Consider the following 16,217-nt stretch of genomic DNA (forward strand, 5'->3'; position numbering starts at 1 on the left):
ATGCGCTAGGGTTGTTGCTTGCTACGAAGTGGAAGGCTGTTACTCGATTTCCTTTAGCAGCTGCCGTCGATAGTTGGCCAGAATGGTAGATTTTAGCAGAAAGCCCAGATACAGGCCATTGCGAACCACGGGTAAGGCCCAGGCATCATGGTGCTCCATCTCACTGAGCGTGTCGAGCAGGCTATCTTCCGGTTGGACTACTGCCACCGGCGGTGTCATCAGGTCGCTGACGTAGGTGGTGGTGTAGTGCTCATCATCGAAAAGGGCGTCGCGCACCGTATCGAGCGAGACGATGCCCACGAGTTTGTTGTCCGCATCAACTACCGGAAACAGGTTGCGGGTAGCATGCCGGAAAATATCTACTAGCTCGCCCAAGGTAGTTTCAGGATGGACTGGTACGAAATCGTTCTGTACCAGGGAAAGCGGCTCCAGCTGCGCGAGCAGGCCCCGGTCGCGGTCGGCGTGCATATGTACGCCGCGCTGCACCAGCTTGCGGGTGTACACTGAATAAGGCTCGAAGTATTTGGTAATCAGATAGGAGCTGGAAGTAACCACCATCAGGGGCACAAACAAAGCGTAGCCGCCGGTAATTTCAGCAATCAAGAAGATAGCGGTAAGCGGAGCGTGTACCACGCCAGCCAGCGTGCCCGCCATGCCCAGCACCACAAAATGCACCTCCGACACCGGGTACCAGCCGCTCATATTGATTAAACGGGCCAGCAAAAAGCCCCCCAGCGCCCCCGTAAACAAGGATGAGCCGAACATACCGCCATTTCCTCCCGACCCGATGGTGACGCAGGTAGCAAACACTTTCAGCAGCATACTGCTGGCTACTACCAGCAGCAGCAGCCACACGTTCTCGTCGCGGTACACGGCGAAAATGGAGCCTTCCACAAGTCCTTCCGGCCGCCCTTGAAGCAGCATCTCTACAATGTTGTAGCCTTCGCCGTAAAGCGGCGGAAACAAAAACACCATGATGCCCAGTGTGAAACCGCCAAACACCACCTTGCGAAAAGTGCCCGGAAACCGCTCGAAGTACTTGTCAGAAGCAAAATAAATGCGAATCATGTACACCGATAGGAGCGCGGTGAACAGGCCCAGCATCAGGTAGGAGGGCACGGCTTCTACTGGCCAGGTAGTGGTAATCAGCACGAAGGGCTGACCCGCGTACAGGGCCTTGGAAACCACCGTGGCTGTAGCAGAGGAAATAAGCAGCGGGATAAAAAACGGGGCCGACAGCTCCGATAGAATTACTTCTACTGCAAACAAAACCCCCGCAATAGGGCTGTTAAAAATAGCCGCCACGCCAGCCGCCGCGCCACAGCCCACCAGCAGGCGCCGCTCGCGGCGACCCACACGCAAAATGCGCCCGATATTAGAACCCAGGGCCGAACCCGTAACGGAAATAGGTGCCTCCAGACCCGCCGACCCGCCAAAAGTGACCGTTAGAAAAGAGGAAATAGCTTGCGAATACAGCTTGCTGCGCGGCACCACGCTGCCTTGGCGGGCAATATTGTACAGAATGGGCCCAATGCCCCGACTCAGCGTGCCGCCCAGCGCGTAGCGCGTAAACAGCACCGTGAGCCCGATGCCCAGCATGGGATAAAGGAAGAGAGCAAATACCCGATTTTCTTCGGGCACCCAGGAGTACAGCAGATTCTGGGCCGCGTGGACGGAGCTTTTGAGCGCCACCGCCGCTAATCCCGCACCAATTCCGACCAGCACGCTCACCAGAATCAGGTAGACCCGGTCGTTGACGTGGCGTAGTCGCCACAGCAACAAAGGGCCTATTAAACGGTGAAAGGAACTCTTCGGCATGGCAAACGACAACTACAAGCAGCGCTCGATCCGCAAGAAACCGGCCACTAATACAAGGTACAAGCAATAAAACGAATAAGCAGCCTAGTATTGAGTAAGTATTAATTCGCCCCCGAAACGACGTAGCCTTCAGCCACTAGCATCGCTTTGCTGCCCTTCAGCAAGTCACTTTTCAGCTCCAAGGTGCCGCGCCGGTACTCTTCGGAATAGGCCCAGAGATAAATGCGCAAGTCGGTGGAGGTAGTCCCCATTTTTTCGACGATAATGTAGGGCGTATGTGGGTCGCGGGTTTCAACGCCTTTGTGGCTGCTCACATACTTGAGCAACATCGCTTCGATGCGGTCGGAAGTGGTTTCAGTGCCCATATCAACGCTTATCATGAAGTCCTGCCGGATGAAGCCGTCGCGGGTATAGTTGGTCAGCGGCTCGCGCAGCACGAGGGCATTGGGCAGGAAGATGTGCTTGCCATCGAAGGTCTTGATGAGAGTCGTGCGCAAATTCAGGGCTTCTACCTCGCCCATCAGGTCCCTTATCTGTACGGTGTCGTGGATGCGAAATGGGCGGTTGAAGGCCAGCACCACACCGGCCAGAAAGTTCTCGGCAATGTCTTTCAGGGCAAAACCCACAATGAAAGCCGAAAGCCCGGCACCCGCGAGCATCCCGCTCGCTATTCCCGACAGCCCAAGTACGTGCATGGCCAGCAATACTCCCATCAGCAGCAGGGCCCAGCGAGTAAAATTGGTCAGAAAATTGGCCAGCAGCGCGTCGTGGGAGCGTTTTCGGAGTCTGTTTCCCAGCAGCTGGCTTACGTGGTTGGCGATGGCTAACCCGATGGCCAGCACTATCAGGGCAATAAAGAACTTGGGCAATAGGTGCAAAAACTGGTGCCAATAATCGAGCAGCACCTGATTCAATTCGTCAAACATAGAGAAGTAGAAAACAAAATGTGCCCCCCAACTGGCGCTGGGGGGCATTTTTATAAAACCAAACACTAACAGTACGGGGGTAACCAACCCAAAGGTTAGAATTAGCCCCCAGCAGCTTGGTTCAGTCGAGGCAAAGCCCGTCGGGAGCCTTGCTTCCCTAGCAATTTAGGAAGCGGGAGTGGCGGCTGCTTTTTTAGGCTTGAGGTATTTCGTAGCCTTCGTTTTCAGGTAGGTAGAGGCGGGTACCACATGGTAGTTAGGATTGACTGCAAACAGCTCCTGCTGCACGCCCACGTGGTTTTGACCCAAAATAACCATCACGCGCTTGGCCTGCGTTTTGTGCTGGGCCCGCAGAATATTGGAGTAGATTTTCAGGTTGCGGTTATAAAACAAGCTGATATAGTGTGCGCCAATGTAGGCCGTGTCCACCTTTCCCAGATCATTCGTGTTCGTGCCCGTGGCAGAAAAGGAGCCGTTGGTTACCATCGCGGGGTTATTGAAGATCACGCGGTGACTCATGGCTACCAAGTCGGGGCGGTTGGCCAGGGCGATGTAGTCGTATACCGATAAGCTATCGTGCTGGGCCAGGCGATGCAGGGGGCGGGTGGTGACCTGCATTTCCTTCAGGCCTTTGTTGAAATAGTCGATGCCATCGCCGGTGCTGAGCAGCGACTGGGAAGTAGAAGCATAGTAATCAATGCAGGAGGGGCTAGGCAGGTTGAGTTGTTTGGCCATCGCAAATGCTGCCTGGTATCGCTCGCTGCGCCCGGTGCCCGAAGGCAGCGTAGACAAATCAAGCTTGCCGTCGCGGTACAGAGCGTACAAGCTATCTATCCGGCCTTGTTCCGACGGCTCGGCTTCTATCATAATGGCATCGGGCCGGAACTTGAGCAGGTGCTCTCGCAGCTTGGCTATTTCCGCCTGCTTCTTAGGGTTGAACACGTCCGACTGGGGCTTCTTGTTATAAATCCCTGCTAAGTGGACAAAGCCAACGACCATAATTTCGGTCTGATCTTTCTTACCGTTCTGAGCAATGGCTCCAGTAGATAGCAGTAATAAGATGAGGCTGAGCAAACCAATAAACTTCTTAGAAATACGGCTTTGCAGTTGATACAGTAGCATAGAATAGAGGAGCGGTTAAGGTTCGCAACAAATAAAATATACAGTACCTTGTAAAACAAGCTACCTGATTATAAATATTTGAAAAACTACATAATGTGTGATTTACTAGGGCTCAGCAACTTCAGAAGTATACCCAAATCAGGTAGCTAAGGCCGGCTTGTTGAGCCAAAGCCGAAAAGCCACGGTTCCTACAGCGTAGGCTAACGCATCAATTGGATCGGCGACGGCAGTGGCGGAAAAGTAGGGAAGGATGCCTTCAAACCACAGTGATACATAGACCCAGGCCGCAACCAGCCAGGTATTGGGGAAAATAAAGGCGCGGGTGTGGGCCACGAAGCGTCGCTGCGCAGCTAAAGCCAGGGTCAGCATTACGGGCATGGCGGCCAGGTCGCCTAAGTAAGAGGTGAGCAAGGTAGGCAGGGGCCAATGCACCAAGTAGCGGTTGAGAAGATAGCCTGCATACAGAAATACGGCGACGATAAACAGTGGATGTCTGAATTCGGGCCAGCGCTTCATATCAACCTGCGACTACCGTGACGACCCACACTATGAACGAGAGGATGGCGGCGAAAGCCAGCTGCCCACCCCGAACGATGGTTTTAAAAAAGCGCGTCACACCCTTATCCTCCGGCTTTATTTCCATCAGAATAAGCGAGGACGTCTTCTGATTTTCCAGCTCCGCGCGCTCAACAGCGCTTTGCTGGGCCCGCGGGTCGAGCAGCTCGCCGCAGTGTTCACAGCGGTCCTCCGGATTGTGTTGCCAAGCGGACCACTGCTGGCAGTTCGGACACTTTTTGGAAGCAAGTAAAGGAGTATCACCCATCTGTGGAGTACGCATGAATTAGGCGAAGAGGTTGCATAAAATGCAAAAAGACCAAAGCTCCGCTTGAGTAGAGCTTTGGTCTTTTAAACCTAGTTTAACCGGTTTTTAACCTGAATAAGGGTTGATGGCTCCTTGTCTACAACTCCATAATGTCCTCATTCCAGAGGGTTGGCTCGGCCTCGATAAACTCCTGCATCATCGCCACGCACTCGTCCAGATCTACAATCTCGACCTCCACGCCGTGCGACTCCAGAAACTCCCGCGACTCACCGAACGTGCGCGACTCGCCCACGACTACTTTCGGGATTTTGAACTGCACAATGGTGCCCGCGCACATAAAGCAGGGCATCAGCGTAGTATATAGCACGGTGTCGCGGTAGGTGCGCTGCCGGCCGGCGTTGAAGAGGCAGTCCATTTCGCCGTGCTTGATGGGGTTGTTTTCCTGCACTCGTTTGTTGCGCCCCCGGGCCACAATTTGCCCCCCACGCACCAGCACCGAGCCAATTGGAATGCCGCCTTCTTGGCGGCCTTGTCGCGCCTCGTCGATGGCGGCTTGCATGAATTCGTCCATAAGTAAGATCAGTAAGAACGCGCCACAGCGCATTCAGTCATTGATTAATGTTCAGTTGGAGAAAGCAAAGAACGAGTATTTGGCGCGGACCTACCGCGCGCAAATGCCTTTGTAAGGGCAATACTGACACCGCACTAGGTCATCCGTTTTGCGAATGGGTTCGGCGGGGTCCAGAATGCGGTGCACGAAATTGGTCAGTAGCTCTTGGCCTTTATCGAGGAAGGAAGTGCCGTCTTCCGTCAGAAAGCCCATTTCGGCTGTCATGGGGCCAGCGCTGAGATTGCGCAGCGAAATGATAGCGGCATCGGCGGCGGGACGGCCCGATCGTTCCAGCATAAAGCGGTAGAGCCAGAGCTGCCGCACTTTATCAGCGGAGGGCGTGGCGTCGGTGAGCAGGCGCTGGGTGGCGGCGGCCGCGTCTTCGCCGCGCTTTTGCAGGCGCAGCTCGTGCGCTTGGACGAGGCCGGTTTTGTAGTCTACTACGCGCAGGCGGCCGTCGGGCAGCTCGTCGAGGCGGTCCGCTATGCCGTAGAGGCGCAGCGGCAGGGTGTCGCCACTGGGTAAGGTGATGGGGATATCGGTTTGCAGAATTTCTTCTAACCCGCTGACTTGCAGCGGTAAGGCGCCGGCTTGCTCCGGTAGGCCTTCAAGGTAGCGGCGCACGAGTTGAGCGGCTACCTGGCCGAGCACGTGGTTCAGGCCTTCATCGGGGCGGGCGTGGCGCTCGTCTTCTTCCTGGCGCATGGCTTTAGCTACCTCGGCGGGCACTTGCTGGAGCAAAGCAGGCAGGTCGGCGGCCGTCAGGGGGCTTTTTTCCTGGGCGAAAGGCCGCAACAGGTTTTCTAGTACCTCGTGCACTACTGTTCCGAAGCCATCGGCCCCCAGCTTTTCCTCTACTTCCTCGGCTTCCTGAAACTTGGCCAAGCGGGCGAAATAAAACTGAAGGGAACAGTTCAAAAACTGATTAAGCGCCGAAGGCGAAAGACCACGAATAAGCACGCCGCGCAGAGCAGTGAGCATGTCAAAGTCCTTCTCCAGCACCAAATCACCGACGGACGTTTGGGTAATTGTGTCGCCTTCTGATGCTTCTGGCTCATTATCGGAACTGTCAGCCATAACCGTGGCCACTACATCGCGCAGTACCAATCCTGGATTCTGGGGGGCTAAATCGTTCTCAATCTGAAGCAAAAAGCGGCTTCGCTCACCCGTTCGCGTGCCTTCGGCGCCCGGCAGCACGTGCAGCAGATCTACCTTCCGGGCGCGTTGGAGCAGGCGCCAGAACTGGTGGGCGGTGGCGGCTTCGTGGTCGGCGTAGGTGGGCAGGTTGAACTCGCGCAGCACGTCGTAGGGAAAGAGCGAATTGCTGCGCTTGGGCGCGGGCAGCACGTTCTCGTTGCAGCTTAGAATGATGACGTGGTCAAAGTCGATGGCGCGCGTTTCGAGCAAACCCATGACTTGTACATCAGCAATGGGCTCGCCGCTGAATGGCAGGCGGGTGCGGGCCATTTGCTCGTACAAAAACCGCCGAAATGAGCGCACCGACAGGCGCTGCTCCCGGCAATCGAACACTGAATCGAGCCGCTTGACCAGGGTGAAAAACAGGTACAGGTATTCCGCTTCGATGGCCGAATGCTGATCCTGGTACGCCTTTTTAAGCAGATCAATGAGGGTGTAACAGGCCGCTATAATGTCGTCGCAGGTGTCCCAGGTTGCGAATAGGGCTTCCACGAGTGGGTGTTGCTTGCCCAGATGCAGCAACTCGCTGGCGGGCAGGAGCACGGCATTGCGCTTCACAATCTGGTTGCACACGTGTTCGAGCAAGCCGTGGTACTGGGGGGCGTTTTCCTGCTTGTCCAGCCACTGCTGGTAACGCCGCAGAAACGGATGCTGCAACAGCTTCGTGACGGCCAGATGATGATAGCGCGGCACGCCGTAGCCCGTCTCGGGTGAGCCCTCCCGTATGCCTGTCAAATGCACTTCAAACAGTAAATCGACGAGGTTGAACAGGGGCGTGCTCTGAAAGCTCAAACCCATAGTCACGTTGTACTCGGGCACTGCCTCGGGGGGCAACCCGTGCAGCACGGGCAACAAAAGAGTTTCGTCGGGAAGCACGATGGCAACCTTGGCTTGCGGGTTTTGCAGGCGTGACGCCGCTAGCAGCTGGCCGGCTACTTTGCCTTGCATACTCGCATTGGCCACGCCCACAAACTGAATTTCGCGGGACAAGGTGCGCAATAAGTCGGGGAGGGCGCCAGTGGTGCTGGCGAAGCTCTCGGGGGGCAAATCCCACTGGGTGCGGTAGCGGCGCAGGTGCTGGCCGGCGCGGTTGGGCGAGTCCTGCTCCAAGTAAAACGCGTCGCCGTCGAAGCGGACTTCGGCCCGGCCTTGCTTGAGGAGCAGGCGAATAAGCTTTTCTTCGGCTTTGGACAAAGAGCCCAAGCCCAAAAACACGTGCTGGGGGGCTTTTTGGCCGTTATCCAACATGTTTTGGACGTGCTCTACGGCCAAACGGTAAGCCAGGCCGGGGTAGGCTACGCCCTGCTGCTCCATGCGTTTGCGCAGGCGCCAGTATACTTTTTCCAGGTCGTCCCAGAAGCGGAAATAGGCTACGGTGGTGCTGGCGGGCGTGGGCATCTGCTCCAGCGCCCAGCGCTCCAGAGCTTTGGCCTCGGTGAGGTAATCGAAGACTTTGGCGGGGAAAGCCAGGTTTTGGTCGAGGTTGGAAAAGTCCTGCAACAAAAGTCCCGACCAACCCACAAACTGGTCGAAATCCAGCTTCTTATCAATATCGCGCAGAATATCGAACAGCATGAGCTGCAGGGCAATCGGCTCCTCTACCTGCACGCCGGCCAGCTCCACCATGTAGTCTTCCATGGCCGCGATGCGCGGGCTCCACAGGGCTGTGCCTATTTCCGTGGCCAGCGCCAGTTCGTTTTTTAAGTACACCACGGCCCGCCGCGTGGGCACTACCACCACCACATCCGACAGCTCGGAGCCCGGAAAGCTACCCACCAAGTCACGTGCTGCTTGGGTTAGGAAAGCCACAGGAGCGGCATCGGTAGCAGCAGGCGAAGGGTAAGCGGCAAGAGCAGGAGAGGAGGTAAAAGACATGGAAGTAGAAAATGATAAATGCCCGTCCGCTGCTTATCCTAATGAGGAGCTTGCGTGCGGAGGCACGAAATATGCTGTTAGTCCGATAAAGTACAATTATTGAACACTCCGATTATGCGTCCGGTTCGTTGCTTACTGCTCATTATCCTTATTCTAGCTGCTTTTAATGGCTACGCCCAAATGGGCCGGCTGGGAGCAACCAAGTCCGTTGAGGAGTTTAAATTTAAATCCATTTTTGGTGCGCCCAAGAAAGATAGTACCCTTGCGTACTGTCTGCTGGGAACGGGCTTTTTCAAGAGTCGGCAGGCGCAGGGTGCCGACACGCTGATTGCCAGATGGATAAAGCAACACCCCGCGGCGCGTGTAGTACCCATATCAACTATTCAATCAACCATGATCGGCGCGGCTAACTCCAGCATGACCTACTGCTGGATGGTTGATAAGGAGGAAAATCTGAACGTGTACCTGATCCGGAACGGCTACTTTCCGGGGGGCACCATGCTGAAGCCCAAAACCAACGTGAAGACCTACGTTAGCAAAAAGGACTATGAGGAGTTTATGCGTCAAATCCGACTGGCTGAACTGTACGCCCAGAAAAAGAAGCTTGGCGTGTGGGTAAAGCAATAAGGAATGACAATGGCTAGTGCATTTGTCATGATCACCCTGAGAATACCTTAGCTAATACATTAAGAGTAAAAAAGGCTCGCTGGGCTAAGTTCGCATACACTGTGAGCTTGGCCCAGCGAGCCTTTTTTATACAGAATTGATGAAAAATTAATCAAACATTTAAAACATTAACATAAAACACAGGTTTAAGTCTCTAATTCCATCAGTGAAACCATGAAGCTGTAAGCTTTTTGGTTTGGAAAAGTGGCTGCCAGACTTGGCGAAATATATACTCACCGATTCATCTATGTCCGACGAAAACCCGCAGTGCACCGAACAAAAAATTAAGGAAGCGGCGCGCAAGGTGTTTATAGAGAAGGGGTTCGACGGCACTACTACCCGCGATATTGCCGAGGTAGCCGGTATCAATCAAGCTCTGACGAACTATTATTTCCGTAGCAAGGAAAAGCTATTCCGATTGATTTTTGAGGATATATACCGGGAATACTTTCAGGAGATCTTCAGCATCATGGCCCAGCCCTTAGAACTGCGTGTCAAGATTCCGCAGCTGGTAGAGGCACACTTCAGCTTGTTTCACCAGAACCCGGATTTGCCCCTGTTTCTGCTCTCCGAGATGCGCCGTCACCCCGACTTGCTGACGCCACCCAGTAAGGATAGGCCAGTGTTCTTTTTCCTGCGCCAACTCCAGCAAGCCGCCGCCGAAGGTCAGATTCGGCCGGTGGCGCCCATGCACGTGTTGCAGCTGGTAATGGCCAACATTCAGTTTATGTATTTGTCGCGGCCCATCACCATGGAAATTTCGGATCTGGATGAGGCAGCCCACGCCGATTTCACGCGTCGTCATAAGGACATCGTTATTGATATGCTGATGAGCTATCTCTTTATAGTTTAAAAAAGCCCCCGAGCCGCAGGTGTTGGTGTAGCCAGCGCTGCGGTCGTTGCCTTTTTAGTTTGAATACTGATTACAAGATGAAGCATCTATTTGCCCCCCAGTGGTTTGCAGGCCGTGCGTTTGTGCTAAGTGTAGCGTTAGTGTGTAGTTCGCTGCTTGGTTGGGCTCAATCCGGAAGACCGGGCGCGCCGGCGGCGTTGCCCGCCAACGCCACCTTGGAAGAGTGCGTGCAGTTTGCCCTGCGCAATCAGCCGTTGGTGCGGCAAGCGACGATTGATGAGGCCATTGGTGAGCGACAAATCCGCATTGGCTTGTCTGATTGGCTGCCACAGGTGCAGGGCGTGGGCTCGTATACCCGCAACCTGATTCTGCCCACTACCGTGCTGCCCAACTTTCAGGACCCCACGGCCGGGCAGCAGTTAGTACGCATCGGCCTGAAGAACACATCAACCATAGGTTTGCAAGGCACGCAGCTCTTATACAGCAATGACGTGTTGCTGGCGGCCCGCTCCATGCGCTTTGTACGGCTGAATAACAGCCAGAATACCACCGCCTTCAAGATTGACGTGGTAACCAACGTGAGCAAGGCTTTCTATGATATTCTGCTGACCCAGGAGCAGCTGCGCATTCTGGATGAGGCGATTGTGCGCCAGGAAAAACAGCTCAAAGATGCTTTCGCGCAGTATGAAGTAGGTATCACCGACAAGATTGACTACAAGCGAGCGTCCATTTCGGTGAAGAATGCCCGCGCCCAGCGCAAGACCACGGCCGAATCGTTGAAGGGTAAATACGCTACCCTCAAGCAGCTCATGGGCTACGCGCCCGAAAACAACCTGGCGCTGGCCTACGATACGGCCCAAATGATTCGGCAGACCCGCCTGGATACCACCCAGCAGCTGACCTTCGAGAACCGCATTGAAGTGCAGCAGCTATTGACGCAGAAGAAGTTGCAGCGCATCAACATCGACTATTACCGACTGGGATTTCTGCCTTCGCTTTCGGGCTTCGTCAACTACAACCGCGTTTATCAGAACAATGACTTCTCGGTCCTCTACGACCGGGCGTTTCCTAATTCCCAGGCTGGTTTGCAGCTGGCTCTGCCCATTTTTACGGGCACCCGCCGGACTCAAAATCTGAGAATCGCGGAGCTACAGGATGAGCGCTTAGACCTGGACTTGTTCGACACTAAAAACCAGATCAATTCAGAATACGAGCAGGCACTGGCCACGTATAAAAGCGCCCTCAACGACCTGGCTACGCAGCAGGAAAACGCCCGCGACGCCCAGGAAATCTACGGCATCGTGAAGCTGCAATACGACGAAGGCATCAAAACCTACCTGGAAGTAATTGTGGCCGAAACCGATTTACGGACTTCACAGCTTAATTATTACAACTCGCTTTTTGCCGTGTTAGCCAGCAAGCTCGACGTGGAGCGGGCCTTAGGCACCATAGCGTTAAACTAACCTAAAACCACGGTAGCGACGCGTCTTCGCGTGGTTTCAGTGATTGGAATACTGAATCAAAAATGCCCCCCAGGGTGTTTAAAATGGCTTATTACTTTACAAACATCTACCCCATGAAGTGGAATTTAGTCCGGCTGTTACCCTTTGTTATCAGCTCGGTGGCAGCTACTGCCTGCGGCGCGAAGAAAGAGGAAGCTGCGCAAAACGCGGCCCCAGCGGCCGTGCCCGTGACGGTATATAAAGTGACCGAGGAAAGCGTGGTTGGCATCGATACGTATCCCGGCACGGTGGTGCCACTCCAGGAGGTAGAACTGCGAGCAGAAGTGAGTGGCTACCTTACCAAAAGCTACGTGCAGGATGGGCAGCGGGTAACCAAGGGCCAGAAGCTCTACGAGATAGATCAGAGTCGCTATGCGGCGGCGCATCAGTCGGCGCAGGCGCAGCTGCGCATCACGCAGGCTAACTATGAGAAGGCCGCCAAGGATGCTGAACGCTACAACCGCCTGGCCGAGCAGGACGCCATTGCCCGCCAGCGCGTCGACTACGCCACTACTGACGTAGCCAATGCGCGGGCGCAGATAAGTGCTGCCCAAGCCAATCTCGCCAACGCCGCCACTGATCTGCGCCGCTCTGTGCTTATTGCGCCCTTCACGGGCACTATCGGCTTGGCCCAAGTGAAACTAGGCTCGCTCGTTACGCCCGGCACGACGTTATTAAACACGATTTCCTCTGACAACCCGATTGCCGTTGACTTCCCAATAAATGAACAACTGATTCCGCGCTTTGCGAAATTCCAGCGGCCATCGGGGGGTAATTCTGACTCATTGTTTACGCTAGTGTTAGCAGGGGAGGAAGTGTACCCAGCCCCCGGCAAAATCAACACCATCGACCGAGCCGTGGACCCGCAAACTGGTACCATCACGGTACGGCTGCAATTCCCGAACACCGACCGAACCTTGCGGGCCGGCATGAACGCCACCGTGCGCGTGCTGAACGAGGACACGGGCCGCCAGCTTGTTATTCCCAGCAAAGCAGTAACCGAGCAAATGGGCGAATTCTTCGTGTACGTTGTCGGCGACAGCAGCAAAGTAAACCAGCGCAAAGTGCTGACCGGCACACGGGTAAAAGACAAAGTAGTAGTGCGTCAAGGCCTAAAAGCCAATGAAGTAATTGTAAGCGAAGGCATGCAGAATCTGCGCGAAGGTGCAGTAGTAAAAATCGACGAGCCCACCGCCCCTGTAGCGCAAGGAACAGCAGCAGCTAAGTAATGAAGAGTAAGTACAACACAAGGCGGTCGTCATGCAGAGCGGCAGCGAAGCATCTCGCGTGTTTATCAGGATTACTAACCCAGCGTCAGCACGTGAGATGCTTCGCTGCCGCTCTGCATGACCGCCTTTAGAAATGGAAGGCAGAATGACCGCAACGATTCACCAACTGAATTACAGCTAAGCTGACGCTTGGTGTTATAATTTTTAGAGTATGATATCTGACGTTTTTATTCGGCGACCGGTCACGGCCATCGTCATTTCGATAGTGATTGTGCTGCTGGGGGTACTTTCTATCCTGAACCTGCCCGTCAGCCAGTACCCCAATATTTCGCCGCCGGTCGTGCAGGTGGCGGGCAGCTTCACCGGGGCCGACGCCCAAACGGTGGAGCAAACCGTGGTGACGCCCATCGAAACCCAGATCAACGGGACGCCGGGCATGGCCTACATGCAGTCCAACGCCACCAACGACGGCCGCATGAGTACCAACGTTACTTTCGACATTGGTACCAACATCGACATTGCCACCCTCGACGTGCAAAACCGCGTGAGCGTGGCTCAGCCTACCTTGCCTGATGAGGTAAAGCGCCTAGGCCTGACGGTGAAAAAGCGTAACCCGACGATTCTGATGGTGCTGGCCATTTACTCGCCCAAGCGCACCCACAGCACCGCCTTTCTCGATAACTACACCAACGTATACGTGCGCGACGCCCTGCTGCGCGTGCCCGGCGTAGGCGACGTAACGGCGCTAGGTCAGGACTTTAGTATGCGCGTCTGGCTGCAGCCCGACAAGATGGCCCAGCTCGGGCTGAGCGTAACGGAGGTGACCAATGCCCTGCGCGAGCAGAACGTGCAGGTAGCGGCCGGCTCGGTGGGCACGGCCCCGCAATTCAGCTCCCAGGCGTTTCAGTACACCATTTTCGTGAATGGCCGCCTGAATCAGGTAGAGGAATTTGAGGAAATTGTGGTGCGTACCAACCCCGAAGACGGCTCGGTAGTACAGCTTAAAGACGTGGCGCGCGTGCAGCTCGGCCAGTTCGACTACTCTCGCTACAACACCACGAATGGTATCCCAACCACGCTGCTACTAGTCAACCAGACACCCGGAGGTAACGCCCTGCAAACGGCCGACGGCATCTACGCGGCCATGGATGCACTGCAAGAAAAATTCCCGCCGGACGTAACCTATCAGGCGGCGTTTGAGTCGGTTACGGTAGTGCGCGTATCCATTCGGGAAGTGCTCCAAACCTTGGGCGAAGCGCTGTTGCTGGTGACGCTCGTCGTGTTTTTGTTTCTGCAAAGCTGGCGCGCCACGCTCATCCCGATTCTCGCTATTCCGGTGGCTATCATCGGTACGTTTATCTTCTTTATTCCGCTCGGCTTCACCATTAACACGCTGACGCTCTTTGGTTTCGTGCTGGCTATTGGTATTGTAGTCGATGACGCGATTGTGGTGGTGGAAGCCGTGCAGCATTACATCGACAACGAGAAGATTTCGGCCCGCGAAGCCACCATGAAGGCCATGAAGGACATCACGGCCCCGGTTATTGCCATTGCTCTGATTCTGGCGGCCGTGTTCGTGCCGGTGGGCTTTATTCCGGGTATCGTGGGTAAGCTCTACCAGCAGTTTGCCATTACCATCGCTATTTCAGTGGTGCTGTCGGCCTTTATCGCCCTTACGCTAACGCCGGCCTTGTGCGCCCTGCTCATGCGTCCTACCGAGCAAAACGCCGATTCCAAAGGCCTGAACAAGCTGTTTTACCGGTTCAATATGTGGTTTGGCCGCACCACCGAATCGTACTCGAACGGCGTGCGCAAAGCGCTGCGTTTTGCACCCTTTGTCATGATTATACTGGCCTGTATTTATGCGGGTACCGTGGGCCTTTTTACCGCTAAGCCAACAGGCTTTATCCCGACGGAGGACGAAGGCCGACTGTTTGTATCGGTGGAGTTGCCGCAGGGGGCTTCCAGTGCCCGCACCAAGCAGGTGCTCGATCAGATGTCGGAGATAATGCGCACGAAAGCGCCCGCCCTGCGCACGTATACGGCTGTGGGGGGCTTAAATGCCCTGAACTTCTCTTTCAAACCCAGCAGCGGTACCTTCTTTATTCAGCTCAAGCCCTGGGATGAGCGCAAGGACGAATCCTTACAGCTGGCGGCCGTTATTGCCGGTCTGCAAAAGGAGTTTTCGGTCATTAAGGGAGCCAACATTGTGGTGGTACCGCCGCCCGCTATTCCAGGTCTGGGCAATACGGGCGGCTTCAGCTTTCAGCTGGAGCAGCGCGAAGGCTCTACTGACATCAAAGCGTTTGAAGCTACCGTCAACAAGTTTGTGGCGGCCGCCAACCAACGTCCGGAAATCGGCCGCGCCTTTACCTTCTTTACAGCCAAAACGCCTGGTTATCAAGTAACCGTAGATCGGGAAAAAGCAAAGAAGCTGGGCGTGTCGCTATCAAACGTGTTCACCACCATGTCGACCTACATGGGCTCGGCTTATATCAACGACTTCACGAAGTACGGCCGCAACTTCCGCGTCGTGGCCCAGGCCGATACCTTCTACCGCAAGGATATTGAGAACCTGGGGGGCTATTATGTGATGAATCAGCAGGGGCAGAACATCCCGCTACGCTCCATCATCACGACCAAAGTAGTGGAAAATGCCCCCCTGATTTCCCACTACAACCTCTTCCGCTCGGCGGAGATAAACGGCGACGCGGCGCCTGGCTACAGCTCTGGCCAGGCCATTAAAGCCCTAGAAGAAGTGGCCGCCGATGTATTGCCTGCCGGTTATGGCTACGACTTCTCGGGTTTGAGCCGGGAGGAAATAAGCTCGGGCAACAGCACAATTATCATTTTCGGCCTCTCGATTATGTTCGTGTTCTTGCTGCTGGCGGCATTGTACGAAAGCTGGTCGGTGCCGTTTTCGGTGCTGCTGTCTGTGCCGCTGGGCGCATTTGGCGCTATGGTGGCGTTGATCTTCCTACCCAAGCTTACCAACAACGTGTACGCCCAGATTGGCTTGATTACACTTATCGGTTTGGCGGCCAAAAATGCCATTCTGATTGTAGAATTCGCCAAGGAGCGCGTCGATACTGGCATGAACCTCATCGAAGCCACCATTGACGCCGTGAAGCTGCGCCTACGTCCGATTATCATGACGTCGCTGGCCTTTATTCTGGGTGTGCTGCCGTTGGCCTTCGCCTCAGGTGCCGGCGCCGTATCGCGCCAAACCATTGGCTGGACGGTAACAGGTGGTATGCTGGCAGCTACCTTCTTGGCTATCTTCATCGTGCCGGTTCTCTACGTGCTCATTACCAAGTTTGCCTACGGTAAAACCCGGCTGGCCGAACTGGAAGCTAGCTACGACCCAGCAGCCCACGGTCATGAGCAGCACGGCTCAAAAGAGCCAAATACGCCCCCCACAGGTCCGGCTGGGCCCAGCAGCAACGGCCACGACAGCGAGGAGCGGAAGCGTAAGAAGCAGACGCCTCCCGAAATTGGAACCTAAGCTTTTGGCAGGTTCGGTATGGCAGTTGTAAGCTGACAATTATAGAGAAGCCCGACCACAAAAGCGACAAAGTTGCATTTGAGGTGGGGCT

At 55.1% G+C, this 16,217-nt stretch carries 12 protein-coding genes; 5 read left to right on the top strand and 7 right to left on the bottom strand.

All coding sequences use genetic code 11. The annotated features are described in order from the left end of the window. Positions 1–39: 39 nt before the first annotated feature. From H8B13_RS03965 to H8B13_RS03995, 7 genes are all read right to left on the bottom strand, one after another. Complete coding sequence (locus tag H8B13_RS03965) at positions 40–1,818, bottom strand: chloride channel protein (RefSeq protein ID WP_187309501.1); 1,779 nt, start codon at positions 1,816–1,818, stop codon at positions 40–42. A gap of 101 nt (positions 1,819–1,919) precedes the next feature. Beyond that, the gene (locus H8B13_RS03970) at positions 1,920–2,744 is read right to left on the bottom strand and encodes a mechanosensitive ion channel family protein (RefSeq protein WP_187309502.1); all 825 of its coding nucleotides are present in this window, start codon (positions 2,742–2,744) and stop codon (positions 1,920–1,922) included. Positions 2,745–2,909: 165 nt separating this feature from the next. Beyond that, the gene (locus H8B13_RS03975) at positions 2,910–3,866 is read right to left on the bottom strand and encodes a DUF5694 domain-containing protein (RefSeq protein ID WP_222841320.1); all 957 of its coding nucleotides are present in this window, start codon (positions 3,864–3,866) and stop codon (positions 2,910–2,912) included. A gap of 138 nt (positions 3,867–4,004) precedes the next feature. Further along, positions 4,005–4,382, bottom strand: a complete 378-nt coding sequence (locus tag H8B13_RS03980; RefSeq protein ID WP_187309503.1) for a hypothetical protein — start codon at positions 4,380–4,382, stop codon at positions 4,005–4,007. A 1-nt stretch (position 4,383) separates the two neighbouring features. After that, positions 4,384–4,704, bottom strand: coding sequence for a hypothetical protein (locus tag H8B13_RS03985; RefSeq protein ID WP_187309504.1), 321 nt, complete (start codon positions 4,702–4,704; stop codon positions 4,384–4,386). Between the two features lie 121 nt (positions 4,705–4,825). Continuing rightward, positions 4,826–5,260, bottom strand: a complete 435-nt coding sequence (locus tag H8B13_RS03990; protein ID WP_187309505.1) for a nucleoside deaminase — start codon at positions 5,258–5,260, stop codon at positions 4,826–4,828. Positions 5,261–5,350: 90 nt separating this feature from the next. Beyond that, positions 5,351–8,371: a PD-(D/E)XK nuclease family protein gene (locus H8B13_RS03995; RefSeq protein WP_187309506.1), complete on the bottom strand. Its 3,021-nt coding sequence runs from the start codon at positions 8,369–8,371 to the stop codon at positions 5,351–5,353. A 114-nt stretch (positions 8,372–8,485) separates the two neighbouring features. Between H8B13_RS03995 and H8B13_RS04000 the strand changes: the two genes are divergently transcribed. The 5 genes from H8B13_RS04000 to H8B13_RS04020 all read left to right on the top strand — a co-directional run bounded on the left by H8B13_RS04000 (position 8,486) and on the right by H8B13_RS04020 (position 16,126). Then, positions 8,486–8,998: a hypothetical protein gene (locus H8B13_RS04000; protein ID WP_187309507.1), complete on the top strand. Its 513-nt coding sequence runs from the start codon at positions 8,486–8,488 to the stop codon at positions 8,996–8,998. A gap of 286 nt (positions 8,999–9,284) precedes the next feature. Next, positions 9,285–9,890, top strand: coding sequence for a TetR/AcrR family transcriptional regulator (locus H8B13_RS04005; RefSeq protein ID WP_187309508.1), 606 nt, complete (start codon positions 9,285–9,287; stop codon positions 9,888–9,890). 77 nt (positions 9,891–9,967) lie between these two features. Beyond that, on the top strand, positions 9,968–11,353 hold the full coding sequence (locus H8B13_RS04010; protein WP_187309509.1) for a TolC family protein: 1,386 nt from the start codon (positions 9,968–9,970) through the stop codon (positions 11,351–11,353). Between the two features lie 113 nt (positions 11,354–11,466). Beyond that, complete coding sequence (locus H8B13_RS04015; protein ID WP_187309510.1) at positions 11,467–12,621, top strand: efflux RND transporter periplasmic adaptor subunit; 1,155 nt, start codon at positions 11,467–11,469, stop codon at positions 12,619–12,621. Between the two features lie 211 nt (positions 12,622–12,832). After that, complete coding sequence (locus H8B13_RS04020) at positions 12,833–16,126, top strand: efflux RND transporter permease subunit (RefSeq protein WP_187309511.1); 3,294 nt, start codon at positions 12,833–12,835, stop codon at positions 16,124–16,126. The last annotated feature ends 91 nt before the right edge of the window (positions 16,127–16,217 follow it).

The organism is Hymenobacter sp. BT188 (genome assembly GCF_014333585.1).
Taxonomy (GTDB): Bacteria; Bacteroidota; Bacteroidia; order Cytophagales; family Hymenobacteraceae; genus Hymenobacter.

Coding starts and splice junctions, on each gene's coding strand:
- H8B13_RS04000 (WP_187309507.1), top strand. CDS start 8,486: ATGCGTCCGGTTCGTTGCTTACTGCTCATTATCCTTATTCTAGCTGCT.
- H8B13_RS03965 (WP_187309501.1), bottom strand. CDS start 1,818: ATGCCGAAGAGTTCCTTTCACCGTTTAATAGGCCCTTTGTTGCTGTGG.
- H8B13_RS03990 (WP_187309505.1), bottom strand. CDS start 5,260: ATGGACGAATTCATGCAAGCCGCCATCGACGAGGCGCGACAAGGCCGC.
- H8B13_RS04020 (WP_187309511.1), top strand. CDS start 12,833: ATGATATCTGACGTTTTTATTCGGCGACCGGTCACGGCCATCGTCATT.
- H8B13_RS03995 (WP_187309506.1), bottom strand. CDS start 8,371: ATGTCTTTTACCTCCTCTCCTGCTCTTGCCGCTTACCCTTCGCCTGCT.
- H8B13_RS04005 (WP_187309508.1), top strand. CDS start 9,285: ATGTCCGACGAAAACCCGCAGTGCACCGAACAAAAAATTAAGGAAGCG.
- H8B13_RS03980 (WP_187309503.1), bottom strand. CDS start 4,382: ATGAAGCGCTGGCCCGAATTCAGACATCCACTGTTTATCGTCGCCGTA.
- H8B13_RS04010 (WP_187309509.1), top strand. CDS start 9,968: ATGAAGCATCTATTTGCCCCCCAGTGGTTTGCAGGCCGTGCGTTTGTG.
- H8B13_RS03970 (WP_187309502.1), bottom strand. CDS start 2,744: ATGTTTGACGAATTGAATCAGGTGCTGCTCGATTATTGGCACCAGTTT.
- H8B13_RS03975 (WP_222841320.1), bottom strand. CDS start 3,866: ATGCTACTGTATCAACTGCAAAGCCGTATTTCTAAGAAGTTTATTGGT.
- H8B13_RS04015 (WP_187309510.1), top strand. CDS start 11,467: ATGAAGTGGAATTTAGTCCGGCTGTTACCCTTTGTTATCAGCTCGGTG.
- H8B13_RS03985 (WP_187309504.1), bottom strand. CDS start 4,704: ATGCGTACTCCACAGATGGGTGATACTCCTTTACTTGCTTCCAAAAAG.